The organism is Cryobacterium sp. TMS1-20-1 (genome assembly GCF_004402355.1).
In the GTDB taxonomy this organism is placed as follows: Bacteria; Actinomycetota; Actinomycetes; order Actinomycetales; family Microbacteriaceae; genus Cryobacterium; species Cryobacterium levicorallinum.
Genome location: NZ_SOGF01000040.1, coordinates 25,561 through 37,585, shown reverse-complemented (window position 1 = coordinate 37,585; position 12,025 = coordinate 25,561). Strand labels below are relative to the sequence as shown.

12 protein-coding genes and 1 pseudogene are annotated in these 12,025 nt (G+C 67.0%); 9 read left to right on the top strand and 4 right to left on the bottom strand.

All coding sequences use genetic code 11. The annotated features are described in order from the left end of the window. Nucleotides 1-569 (bottom strand): annotated as a pseudogene (locus tag E3O45_RS17690) (hypothetical protein); the annotation flags it as partial. Between the two features lie 260 nt (nucleotides 570-829). On the opposite strand from E3O45_RS17690, the gene E3O45_RS08750 reads away from it, so the two are divergent. Then, nucleotides 830-1,291, top strand: coding sequence for a GNAT family N-acetyltransferase (locus E3O45_RS08750; RefSeq protein WP_134443056.1), 462 nt, complete (start codon nucleotides 830-832; stop codon nucleotides 1,289-1,291). 1 nt (nucleotide 1,292) lies between these two features. Here E3O45_RS08750 and E3O45_RS08745 read toward each other — a convergent pair whose 3' ends face one another. Continuing rightward, complete coding sequence (locus tag E3O45_RS08745; RefSeq protein ID WP_134443055.1) at nucleotides 1,293-2,369, bottom strand: GTP-binding protein; 1,077 nt, start codon at nucleotides 2,367-2,369, stop codon at nucleotides 1,293-1,295. A gap of 49 nt (nucleotides 2,370-2,418) precedes the next feature. Between E3O45_RS08745 and ykgO the strand changes: the two genes are divergently transcribed. Then, on the top strand, nucleotides 2,419-2,541 hold the full coding sequence (gene ykgO / locus E3O45_RS08740) for a type B 50S ribosomal protein L36 (RefSeq protein WP_035839829.1): 123 nt from the start codon (nucleotides 2,419-2,421) through the stop codon (nucleotides 2,539-2,541). A gap of 108 nt (nucleotides 2,542-2,649) precedes the next feature. On the opposite strand, the gene E3O45_RS08735 is transcribed toward ykgO, so the two are convergent. Continuing rightward, nucleotides 2,650-3,423, bottom strand: a complete 774-nt coding sequence (locus E3O45_RS08735; protein WP_134443054.1) for an IclR family transcriptional regulator — start codon at nucleotides 3,421-3,423, stop codon at nucleotides 2,650-2,652. Between the two features lie 155 nt (nucleotides 3,424-3,578). Between E3O45_RS08735 and hutH the strand changes: the two genes are divergently transcribed. The 4 genes from hutH (at nucleotide 3,579) to E3O45_RS08715 (ending at nucleotide 8,186) form a co-directional block, all read left to right on the top strand. Further along, the gene (hutH, locus tag E3O45_RS08730; RefSeq protein WP_134443053.1) at nucleotides 3,579-5,183 is read left to right on the top strand and encodes a histidine ammonia-lyase; all 1,605 of its coding nucleotides are present in this window, start codon (nucleotides 3,579-3,581) and stop codon (nucleotides 5,181-5,183) included. Between the two features lie 235 nt (nucleotides 5,184-5,418). After that, the gene (locus tag E3O45_RS08725) at nucleotides 5,419-6,990 is read left to right on the top strand and encodes a M23 family metallopeptidase (RefSeq protein ID WP_134443052.1); all 1,572 of its coding nucleotides are present in this window, start codon (nucleotides 5,419-5,421) and stop codon (nucleotides 6,988-6,990) included. 57 nt (nucleotides 6,991-7,047) lie between these two features. Further along, nucleotides 7,048-7,674: a YitT family protein gene (locus tag E3O45_RS08720; RefSeq protein ID WP_134443051.1), complete on the top strand. Its 627-nt coding sequence runs from the start codon at nucleotides 7,048-7,050 to the stop codon at nucleotides 7,672-7,674. 53 nt (nucleotides 7,675-7,727) lie between these two features. Next, nucleotides 7,728-8,186, top strand: coding sequence for a pyridoxamine 5-phosphate oxidase (locus E3O45_RS08715; RefSeq protein WP_134443050.1), 459 nt, complete (start codon nucleotides 7,728-7,730; stop codon nucleotides 8,184-8,186). Here E3O45_RS08715 and E3O45_RS08710 read toward each other — a convergent pair. Further along, nucleotides 8,173-9,333, bottom strand: coding sequence for a M20/M25/M40 family metallo-hydrolase (locus E3O45_RS08710; RefSeq protein WP_134443049.1), 1,161 nt, complete (start codon nucleotides 9,331-9,333; stop codon nucleotides 8,173-8,175). The two genes, E3O45_RS08715 and E3O45_RS08710, sit on opposite strands and share 14 nt — an antisense overlap. Before the next feature lie 113 nt (nucleotides 9,334-9,446). On the opposite strand from E3O45_RS08710, the gene E3O45_RS08705 reads away from it, so the two are divergent. The 3 genes from E3O45_RS08705 (at nucleotide 9,447) to E3O45_RS08695 (ending at nucleotide 11,928) form a co-directional block, all read left to right on the top strand. Continuing rightward, a complete protein-coding gene (locus E3O45_RS08705) occupies nucleotides 9,447-10,241 on the top strand; it encodes a CPBP family intramembrane glutamic endopeptidase (protein ID WP_134443048.1) in 795 nt (264 codons plus the stop codon). A gap of 83 nt (nucleotides 10,242-10,324) precedes the next feature. Beyond that, on the top strand, nucleotides 10,325-11,248 hold the full coding sequence (locus tag E3O45_RS08700; RefSeq protein ID WP_241985293.1) for a DUF4097 family beta strand repeat-containing protein: 924 nt from the start codon (nucleotides 10,325-10,327) through the stop codon (nucleotides 11,246-11,248). Next, nucleotides 11,245-11,928, top strand: coding sequence for a PadR family transcriptional regulator (locus tag E3O45_RS08695; protein WP_134443047.1), 684 nt, complete (start codon nucleotides 11,245-11,247; stop codon nucleotides 11,926-11,928). The genes E3O45_RS08700 and E3O45_RS08695 overlap by 4 nt, the downstream gene beginning before the upstream one ends. The last annotated feature ends 97 nt before the right edge of the window (nucleotides 11,929-12,025 follow it).

Here is a 12,025-nt window from a genome sequence, read left to right as displayed (position 1 = left end):
GGACGGTCGGTACGCGGAGCACGGTCACCATAGGACGGACGCTCGGTACGGGGAGCGCTGTTGCGGTCACCATAGGACGGACGGTCGTTGTTGTAGGCCGGACGGTCGGTACGCGGAGCACGGTCACCGTAGGACGGACGCTCCGTACGGGGAGCGCTGTTGCGGTCACCATACGACGGACGGTCGTTGTTGTAGGCCGGACGGTCGGTGCGCGGAGCACGGTCACCATAGGAGGGACGCTCGGTGCGAGCCGGACGGTCGTTGTTGTAGGTCGGGCGCTCGTTGCGCTCGGTGTTGGTGCGGCCGCCGTTTTCGGGGCGAACGGAACGCGAGCCGTAGGCCGGACGTTCGCTCGAGGGACGCTCGTTCGAGCGCGCGGCGCGCTCGTCTGCATTCCAGCGCTGCTTCTTGGGGGCACCCTCGTCAGCGCGGTATCCGCGGTGTCCGGGGCTCTTGCTGCCGGCGTTGTTGGAACCGCCGTGGCCCGATCCGCCCTTGGAGGCGTACTTGGGATCGAAGTTCTTACCGCCACGACCGACGGTGGAGTTGTGCGAATTGCCTTGAGGCATAAAGATATCTCTGGGTTGTGTTCAGTACATGGCAGAACAACATCGCACACGCGACGTAACTGAGAACCCGAGCAATCTGTGGTCGGGGCCGTTCACATACAGTGATTTTTCACCAGCGGATTACTGGGAAACCGGCCCAACTTGACTTACAAACCCATCCGCGCACAGCGCGGTGTCAAGAGCCGACCTATTGACGTTACCCTATGCCTCCTGAAAAGTCACGCAGATAGGTACACATTGCCTCGCTCTATTCTGAGGACATGACCATTTCGATCAGTATCGAGCCGCCGCGTCAGGCCGACGTTGAGGCGCTGTTGGCCGCCGGCACCGTCTTCGCGCACTCCCTCTACCCGGAGGAGAACAGCTTCCTGCTCAGCACCGACCAGCTCGAACTCCCGGGCGTTGCCGTCTACGTGGCCAGGAACGAAGACGGCGCAGCCTGCGGCATGGCCGCCCTGGTTCCACTCGGCTCCGATCTGACTGCCGAGCTGAAGCGACTGTTCGTTTACGACGAGGTTCGGGGGCGCGGTATAGCCGGCCGCCTGCTCGACCGCATCGAAGCGGATGCCGCTGGCCGCGGTATCCGCTCTCTCGCCTTGGAAACCGGCCCACTGCAACACGCGGCTATGGCGCTGTACCGCGGTCGCGGCTACGAACAGATCGACTTGTTCGGCCAGTACGTCGGCGAAGAGTTCAGCGTCTGCTTCGCCAAGAGCCTGTAACTCAGGCGGCGCTTTCGAGCACCCAGGCGGGGAACGGGTCGGCCAGGGTGTTCCAGAACATGGGTCCGGCGAGAAATTCAGCGTCGGTGAGCAGGCAGGCATCGAGGTTGGCGCTGAGTAGACGGGCGTTGAGGTCACGTCCGAAGAAGGCGATCTCCTGGCCTAGCGGTGAATCCGGGTCATGGCTCTGCATGCCGGTCGGTTCGAAGGTGATCGTGGGGCCGGCACTGCTCCACGAGCCGACCGTCGACGGCCGAGTGGCGAGGCGAAACAGGCCACGGGAACGCAGGATCTCACCCGACTCCTCGGCGCGGTCACGAAAGAATTCGGCCAGGCGCAGCGGATGGAACGGGCGCACGTCACGGTAGACGACACAGATCAGCCCCTGCGGACTGCGTGAGAGCAGGGCGTCACCGTTGAGCTGGCGTACCCAGCCGGGACTGCGTTGCAGCCAGGCGAACATGTCCCGGCGCGGCACCGGCCAGCCCTCGGCGCTGCCGCGGCCGTGTTCGGCAAACACGACGTGACTGGCCGGGTTGAGCAGGCGCACGAAGTCCCGAATATCGGCAGCGTCGCGGGCGTGCACGAGGTCGGTCTTATTGATCACGACGATGCTGGCCCACTCGACCTGCTCGATCAATACGTCGCCGACGGTGCGGTCGGGATCGTCGTGGGTATCGGAGAAGTTGACGTCGTGTTCTTCCGGGACCGGCGCGAGGGCTTCGCTGCGCAGGTCAGCCCAGAATCGCCCGGCATCGAGCACGGTGATGAGGTCACCGAGCCGCACCGCATGCCCATTCGCCAGCCGCTCCGGCGAGTCGCCGGTCTCAACGAGGGAACTGGCAATTTCCAGCGGGCCCACCGCGGTTGGCGCTTCGACGAAGACATCAATGGCGCACGCCTCCCCCCGGCCGCCCGGCACCGCGTCGGCAACCTCGGTGAGCACCGTGCGCAGGGCATCGGACACGGAGGTGGTCAGGGCGAATGGCTGCCGCCCGAGGGTCAGGGCCACCGAGGATTTACCGGCGCCGGCCAGGCCGCTCACCACATTCACCCGAAGATACGTTTCTGTCTGCATGCCTGTTACTCTAATTGATATTCGTTCTCAATAAGCAATGGAGAAATAAATGAAAGTACGCAATTCCCTCAAGGCGCTCAAGAAGGTTCCGGGATCGCAAATCGTGCGGCGCCGCGGTCGCACCTTTGTGATCAACAAGCTCAACCCCCGCGCGAAGGCCCGCCAGGGCTAGCCCGTCGCAGCACCTGCAGGCGGAACCGGGCTCGTGGCACTCGTTGTAGACCGAGGCACCAAATGGAACGCGTGCCCGCATCTCTAAAAAGTGCCGCGCGGCCGGGCGTTAGCGCGGGCGGCCACCGATGCGGCGGGACAGCTCGGCGGCCGTCGCCGCCACGGTTGCAGCGAGCGCCGGCCAGTAGTCGTCCGGGAAGCGGTCGTGCGCAAAGGTCACCGCGATCGCGGCGGCGGGCCACCCCGCATGATCGCGTACGGCGAGCGCGACCGAGGCGATGCCCGGCGTGATTTCGCCATTTTCGGTGGCGTAGGTGTCGGTTCGCACTCGATCGAGTACCGCCCGCAACTCAAGCCGGGAGCGCGGGCCCCGGCCGTCGCGCTGCTCGAGCGCGGCCTGGCTGGGGTACAGGGCGCGCAATTGGGCCGCCGGAAGCGCCGCCAGCAGGGCGCGACCGCTCGCCGTGAGGTGCGCTGGCAGCCGCACGCCGACGTCGGAAACGAGCGAGGGGCGGTGCGCGGCGCGCTCTTCGACCAGGTAGATCACGTCGCGGCCGTGCAGCACCACGAGGTGCGCACTCTCCCCCAGCCGGTCGACAAGCTGGGCAATCAACGGACGACCGAGCCGGGAGAGTGGCTCCTGGCGGCTGAATCCCGTGCTCAGCTCGAAGGCGGCGATGCCGAGTCCGTAGCGGTGTTCCTCGGGCAGGTGCACGACGAACCCCTGCGCCACGAGCACATCGAGCAGCTGGTAGACGGTCGAGCGCGGCAAGCCAAGAGCGCTGGCCACGGCGGCCGCCGGTGTCGGTCCGCGCTGCGCAGCGAGGTGAGTCAGCACGCGCAGCGTGCTTTCGGCGGCCGGAACCTTCGATGCGGTCGCCATGGCGTTCCTTTCACGTCCTCGCCGAGCGGCTGCCACTTCGAGTCGAAGAAAATGCTGCTGCGTTCGTTCAGGGCGAGTACTTCGCGTCCGGTATCCCGGACACAAAGCAGCATAGCGCCCTATCGTCTGGGGCCCTGGGGGTGTCGAATCGAACCATGACCCTCACGACCACGCCTCAGACTTCCGCATCCGCGCACGACCTGAGCGGGGCATCCGTTATCGCAGCCACCGTTGTCGTCGGAACCGGCGCCCTTTCCTTCGCCGATGTGATCGCCGTCGCGAGGCACAATGCGCGCGTCAGCCTCGATCCGGCCAGCCTCCAGCAAGTGGCAGCGACCCGCACCATCATCGATGCCCTCGCGGCTGACACCGAACCGCACTACGGGATCTCGACCGGTTTCGGCGCCCTCGCGACGACGTTCATCACCTCCGACCGGCGCGCGCAGCTGCAGGCGAGCCTGGTGCGCTCGCACGCCGCCGGCAGCGGCCCCGAAGTGGAACGCGAGGTCGTACGCGCCCTCATGCTGCTGCGGCTTTCGACGCTGATGACCGGGCGAACCGGAGTGCGCCCGGCCACCGCCGAGACCTACGCGGCCGTGCTCAACGCGCAAATAACCCCGGTCGTGCACGAATACGGCTCGCTCGGCTGCTCCGGCGATCTCGCGCCGCTCGCCCACTGCGCGCTCGTCGTGATGGGCGAGGGGCAGGCGCGCGATGCCAGCGGCGCCCTGCTCGGCGGCGGTGACGCCCTCGCCACAGCCGGCATCAGGCCGGTCGTGCTCGCCGAAAAAGAGGGCCTCGCGCTGATCAACGGCACCGACGGCATGCTCGGCATGCTCGTGCTCGCCCTCGACGACCTGGCCCGCCTGCTCGTGACCGCCGACATCGCCGCGGCGATGAGTGTCGAGGCTCTGCTCGGAACGGATGCTGTCTTCGCGGCGGATCTGCAGCAACTGCGGCCCCAGCTCGGCCAGGCCGACAGCGCCGCCAACCTGCGCCGACTGCTGCAGGGCTCCCCGCTCGTCGCGAGCCACGCCGGCCCCGAGGATCCCTCGGTGCAAGACGCCTACTCGTTGCGTTGCGCCCCGCAGGTGCACGGCGCCGCACGTGACACCGCCACCCACGCCGCCCTCGTGGCCGGCCGCGAGCTGGACAGCGCCATCGACAACCCGGTTGTCACGGTCGACGGCCGAGTTATGTCGAACGGCAACTTTCACGGCGCCCCGCTCGGCTACGTGCTCGATTTTCTCGCCATTGCCGCAGCGGATGTCGCGAGCATGAGTGAGCGACGCACCGACCGTCACCTCGATGGGAGCCGCAGCAAGGGCCTGCCGCGGTTCCTCGCGCACGAGGTAGGCGTGGACTCCGGGCTCATGATCGCCCAATACACAGCGGCCGGGATCGTGTCGGAGCTCAAACGGCTGGCGGTGCCGGCATCCGTTGATTCGATTCCCTCGTCGGCGATGCAGGAAGACCACGTCTCGATGGGCTGGCATGCGGCCCGCAAGCTGCGCCGTTCGCTCGACGGGCTCGGCCGGGTGCTCGCGATCGAGATCATGACGGCGGCGCGCTCGCTCGATCTGCGGGCACCGCTTGAGCCGGGCGCCGCGACCGGAGCGGTACGCGACCTCGTGCGCACCGTGGCCGCCGGTCCCGGCCACGATCGCTTTCTCTCCCCCGAAATTGAGGGCGTCGTGGCGCTCGTCGCTTCGGGGGCAGTGCGCGCGGCCGCGGAATGCGAAGCGCCCGAGTTGGTCTAGTGCGAAGCGCACCTTATAGGCACCTTGGACTGCTCGTTTGACCCGTTGTGAGCGTGGGGCTGGCGTGCCATACTGTCGCCACGCCAGCCCGCCCGCCCGCGTTAGTCCATACCCGAATGGATCAGGTTTGCCGATGTTGTTAGCCCCAAGTCACGGTCCCGCTGCACTTCTCCTGCGAGCACGGCAGCGGGCCGCGACACATCGGGGGCCAGGCGGCCCGCTGGCGATCATTGTCGTGACCGCGCTGCTCCTCTTCGGTGCCCCGGTCGCGGCGAGCGCCGGTGAACTTCCAGCCGGTTCGACCGGCACGTCCACGCCGACCGTGAGCGCGAACCCGGAACCGAGCGCTGAACCGACCGCCGAACCAACCAGCAGCCCGACGCCCACGCCGACGGCAGAACCGACCGCGGAGCCCACTCCCGAGCCCACGACCGAAGCGATCCCCGAACCGACGCCGACGCCGGAACCCACGACTGAGCCAACCCCGGAGCCCATCGCCGAACCGACCCCAGAACCGACCCCAGAACCGACCGTCGAGCCGACCCCGGAACCCACGGTCGAACCGACCCCAGAACCGGACAACGAACCAGTTCCCGAGCCGACAGACGGACCGATCCCGCCCGTTGTCGATCTCCCCGATCCATCCAAGGTAGCGCCGACTCCCAGTGACACTGGCCTCGAGGCGCAGGCGGCAGCCCAGGCAGCGGCCGCAGTCGTTCGCGCGACAGCCGCAACCGCCCTCGCCGAGAGTCAGGCGGCCGCCGCGCTGGCGGCCGCGCAGCGCGCATCCGCTCAACAAGACTCGACACAAAGAGCCGCAGCGTTGGCCCTGGCGCTCACCCGGTCACAGTCAACGGAGGCGGTGCGGGCCACCGCCCAGCGTACGCTCGAGTCGACGCAGGCGAGTCAGACGCTCGCGCGCGGTCGCTCCGCACTGGTGCACCGGCTCGCCGTGGAGGCCACGCAGCAAGCCGCCGACTCCAAACGAAGCTTTGCCGTGCTCGCGCGCAAACTAGCGCAGCAGCAATCCGGCGCTGTCGTGACCGAGGTCTTCCTCGGCGGTAATTCCCTCGGCAACGTGCTCGACCAGCTCAGCACACTCGACCAGCTGGATCATGTCACCGACAATATCGAGACGATTCAGGCCCGCGCCGAGGCCGACGAAGCCCGAGCGCAGCGGCTGAACGAGCAAGATACCGAGACCCGTGCCGCCGCGAGCGGCCTGTCGGTCGACGCGAGCCGGGCCGCGCTCGACGCTGCCCAAAACGACGTCGAAGCTGCCGGCCTGGCTCTGGTAAACGCCGCAGCTCAGGCCGCGAGTGCCGCTGCCGGCCTGTCCGGACTGGACCTGCGTCCGATCACTCCAACCGACTACGGCCAGCTGAGCGATCAGGGCTGGGCAAATCCAGCTAGCGGCCCCACAACGGATGTCTACGGGCCCAGGCCGGTCCGCCCCCTCCCGGGGGTGGGCGCGTTCCACTACGGCACCGACATTGGGGCGGGTTGCCTGGCACCGGTCTTCGCAGCCACCACCGGCACTGTGCGCGCCGCCGGAGCGGCCGGCAGCTACGGCAACTGGATACTGATCGACCACGGCGAAGGAGTGCAGACCGGTTACGCCCATTTGGCCGACGATGAGACCCTGGTCAATGTCGGCGATCGGGTCGGCGCCGGCCAACAGATCGGACGGGTCGGCAGCACCGGCCTGTCCACCGGCTGTCACACCCACGTCGAGGTTCGGGTTGACGGCGTCAGGATCGACCCGCAGCCGTTCTTCCTCAACCGCGGAATCATCCTCGGCGGTTGAGCCCCGCAGGGACCGGTGGCCGACGTGGGCGCCGAGCGGCATTTAGACTGAATTCTCGTGACTCGTCGTGTGATTCAACTGCTGATTGGCCTGTTCCTCTACGGAATCGGCATCGCGTTGATCGTGCGCGCCGCCATCGGCGTCGCCCCGTGGGATGTTCTCGCCCAGGGCATCGACAACCACACGCACCTCGGCTTCGGGCTGATCACGATTCTGCTGAGCGGTGTCGTACTCCTGCTCTGGATCCCCATCCGCCAGAAGCCCGGTGCCGGCACTCTGCTCAACGCGCTGCTCGTTGGCCCGTCAGCCGATGTTGGACTGTGGCTAATTCCGGCCGACCTCGACCTCTGGGCCCGCATCCTCCTGTTCGCCGCGGGACTCCTGCTGATCGCCGTCGCCACCGGCCTCTATATCGGGGCACACTTCGGCCCCGGCCCGCGCGACGGCCTGATGACCGGGCTGCACCAGCGCACCGGCTGGAAGATCTGGATCGTGCGCACCGGCATCGAGGTGATGGTGCTCGGCATCGGCTGGGTGCTCGGCGGCAACGTGGGAATCGGCACCGTGCTGTTCGCCGTCTTGATCGGCCCCCTCTGCCAGCGCACGATCCCCTTCTTCGCAGTCCGCCGCCCCGCGGCCGTTTCGCCGGTGCCCGATCCCGATGCCGAGCGCGTTGCCGGGTAGCTACTGCGCGGTGCGTTAAGCCCTCGTGTCGGTGCCGAGGTAGCGTTCAACGCATGGCAACATGGCGAGAAATTGAAGCGGATGCTCCGCAGTTCGCAGCGCGGGTACGCTCACGATTCGACGCGGGCACCAACAAAACAATGGCATCCCTGCGCCGGGATGGTGCCCCGCGGATCAGCGGCACCGAGCTCGTGATCAACAACGGGCGCATCACCCTGGGCATGATGCCCCATTCGCTCAAGCTGCACGATGTGCTGCGGGACCCGCGGGTGGCCATCCACTCGCCCACCCTCGAGCCGCCAGTCGGGCAGCCGTCGGAGTGGGCCGGCGACGCGAAACTGGCCGGGGTGCTGGTGGTGACCGAGCCGGAACCGACCGATCCGCCGGATACATCCAGTTTCGAGCTGCACGTACACGAGGTCGTGCTCACCTACATCGACTCCGACAACACGCATCTGGTCATTGAATCGTGGCACGAGGGCCGGGGGTGGGAGCGAATCAGCCGACTGTAGGCCCGCAAAACTGGGTGATCGTGCCCTCAAGAATCTCGGCGAGCGCGCGCACCGACTGCGCGTCGACCCATTCCGTGTCGGCGTGCAGGCCTTCACCGTCGGCACCGAACACCACACACGGAATACCGGCTTCGAGAATAAGCCCGGCATCGGTCCAGAACGGTTCGCCGCGCGTTTTCGCCGGGGCGCCGAGCACCCGCTCGGCATTGCCACTGAGCGCGCGCAGGATCGGCCAGTGCGGCTCGGCCTCAAAGGCAGCCCGCGCCACCAGCCGGGTCAGCTCAAACCGAAACTGCGGCTCCGTGCGCGCCAGCTCGGTGAACAGTGCCCGCAGCTCGGACTCGACGCGCTCCGGGGACTCGCCGGGCAGCATCCGTCGTTCCAGGGTGAGCACGCAGCGGGCCGCGACCGTGGCGGCATCGTCACCACCGACAATCTTCGACACCCGCACGGCACCGTGGCCGAGTGTGGCATGCGCCGGGGCCGAGTTCAGCTGCTGCCGCAGCTCGTCGAGGGCACGCAGCGCGAGCCCGGCATGCCAGATGGCATCCACGCCGAGCTCCGGCTGCGATCCGTGCGCGGCCAGGCCGGTCAGGCAGAGCTCGAACCAGGCGAATCCGCGGTGCGCTGTGGTCAGTTCCAGGCTGCTCGGCTCGATCACGAGGGCGGCATCGGCGCTCAATGTGCGCAGCACCTCTTCCGTTCCGATGCTGCCGAATTCTTCGTCGGCGACCAGCGTCACGATCACATCCCCGGCCAGCCCGACAGCGGATGCCCGCGCTGCCGCCACGAGGATGGCCGCGAGCCCGCTCTTGGTGTCGACGGCCCCACGCCCGAACACCCGGCCGGCGCGAAGGTCGCCGCTGAACGGATCGCCCGCGTAAGTGGCGACGCCGACCGTGTCGAGGTGGGCGTTGAGCATGAGCGAGCGTCCGCCGCCGGTGCCGCGTTTGATGCCGACGACCGAGGGCCGCCCGGGAACCTGCTCGAGCAGGGTGACCTGAAAATCCTGCTCGAGCAGCCATTCACTGCACCAGATTGCGATCTGGGCTTCACCCGCCGCCCCGGGAACCAGGTCAGGATTGACCGAATCGATGCGCACGAGGTGCTGCAAGATCGCGACCGGGTCGCTGGGAAAACGCTTCATCCCTCGAATCTAGGCCCTCCCCGCGGGAGCGGGAAAATCGCTGCCTCCGGGGTGCCGAAGCAGCACTTTTTCCGCTCTCGTTAAATTGAGAGGTGCTCTGGGTAGGGTGCAGCATGGGTATTAGATCGCGGTGGGGGCTGATTCCGGCGGCGCTGGTGAGCGCATCCGCTGTGCTGCTGTTTGCGCTGCGGATGCCGGTGGCCGGCTATGGCGTGCTGGCGGCGGCCCTGGCGCTCGCGTTCCTGATCAATCGGGCGCTATTTCGCGATCTGCTGCTGATTGCCGTTGGGCTGGGGATCATCAGCACCATCTCGGTTGAGGCGAACATCAGCTACCCGAATATCGCCCTGATGGGCACGGTGCTCAGCCTGTCGGTGCTCGTGCCGTATCTGCTCTCGCGGTACTACTTCAAGGACCACGCGATCCGGTTTCCGATTCGCACCGGGCAACGCTGGACCCGGCTCGAACGCGCCTACCTGCCACTCGTAGTGCTGCTCGGGTACCTGATTCTGCCGAGCTACTTCATCGGAAGCGGCGCGTACCAGAATTGGCCAGCGGTGACCGCTCCCGATGAGATTGCCCGACTGTTCGTGGGCGTGGGCTTCGTGGGGATCTGGGACGAACTGTTCTTCATCTGCGTCGCCTTCACCCTGCTGCGGCGGCACTTTGCCGATTGGCAGGCCAATATTTTGCAGGCCGTGATCTTCTCGTCGTTCCTCTGGGAGCTCGGCTACCAGGCCTGGGGGCCGCTGCTGACCGTGCCGTTCGCGCTGCTGCAGGGCTACACCTTTGCCCGCACTCGCTCGCTCACCTACGTGGTCTGCGTGCACCTTTTGTTCGACGTCGTGGTGTTCGCCGTGCTGGTACACGCCCACAATCGCCAGTGGCTGGATATTTTTCTGTACTGATTGCAACTTTCAGGAACGCGATATATCGTGTCTTTCAACACACGCGATATAACGCGAGTTCACTCTCCTGAAAGGACAACCCAGTGTCATTGGAAAAATGGCTGGTCACCCCCGGGCAGACCAAAATCATCGATGTCGAATTGGTGCGGAAGCTCAAGGTCAGTCTGATCGGCGGCACGGTCGACATCATCGGCCACGACGAACCCGGCGCCCGCATTGAAGTGCACGGCGTCACCGGCAAAGACCTGAAGATCTCGATGGACGGCGACCGCCTCGAAATCGACCACCCCCAGTTGCGCTGGGATAACTTTCTCGAGGTGTTCACCTCGTTCCGCGGCACCGCCCGCGCCGAGGTGAGCGTACTGGTCCCGCGCGACGTCGCCCTGCGCTTCGGTGTTGTCTCGGCGGATGCCCTCGTGTCCGGACTGCGCAATGACGCCAAACTCAGCACCGTCTCCGGCGATGTCGTAATCGACGACGTCGAGGGTGACCTCGAACTCAACGCGGTCAACGGCGAGATCTCGGTGCGCAACCACGTCGGAGCACTGGCCGTGCACACCGTATCGGGCGATATCACGGCGAGCGGCAACATCCGTCGTTTCACGCTCGACGGGGTCGCGAGCAACGTGTTTCTCGACCTCGCGGGCACACCAGACCAGATCGTGACGAACTCGGTCAGCGGCAACCTCACGGTGCGGCTCGAGCCGGGCGTCGCCGCGCGGTACCACCTCAACACCCTCTCCGGAACGCTGCAGCTCGACGACCAGACCGTGCGCACCGCGTTCGGCAAGGGCTACGAAGGCTCCACCGGCACCCTCGACGGCAGCTGGCTCGACCTGCGTGGTAATTCGGTGTCCGGCGATATCTCGGTCGTGCGGCGGGAGAGCGGCGGCAGCGCGCCGGGCGGTGCAGCGTCGACGAGTGCAGCATCGATGAGTGCAGCATCCAGTCCAGCGGATGCCGCAGCGCCCGCCGCGGCCGACATTACCCAGGCAGACCCGGCATGAGCGCCATGTTCGCCCACGGGAGCCTGCGCCTCTACCTGCTGAGCCTGCTCGCGGAGCGGCCCCGGCACGGCTACGAGCTGATTCAGGCGCTCAGTGACCGATTCGGCGGAACCTACAGCCCCAGCGCCGGAACGATCTACCCGCGCCTGGCTAAACTCGAGGAAGAGGGCCTGGTCACCAAGCAGGCCGACGGCCGCAAGACCGTCTACGAGATCACGGATGCCGGTCGCGCCGAGCTGCTCGCCCGCGACGGAGAACTCGGCGCGATCGAAGACGAGGTGACCGACTCGGTGCGGCGCCTCGCCGACCAGGTGCGCAGCGGCGTCAACTCCGCCATGAAGTCCCTGCGCGCCGACCTGGCCTCCGCGGCCCGGCAGGCACGCGACGCAGGGGCGCCGGTTTCGCGCGGCTACGACGGCACGCCCGAGTCCTGGGATGCCCCGGATACACCAACGGCGGCCGAGGCGCCATCGTCGACCAGCGACGAGACATCCGCTCGCCTGGATTCACGTCTCGCCCTGCACGAAGCCGACATGGTGCTCAACGAGTTCCGGCAGCAGCTGCGCACAGACCTGCGCACGCAAGCGGCCCGCTCGGTTGTTCCGCCCGACACGGTGCCCACGCTGCGACGCCAGCTCGCCGACGTGCGCGCGAACATCCTCGCCACGCTGCACCCGTAGGCTTTTCGAGACCGCCAGCGCGAGTCGGTGGTGGTCTCGAAAAGTTCGACCAGCGGATGATTGTGCCGCCCAGGCCGCCCACCCGCATCCGCTTAAA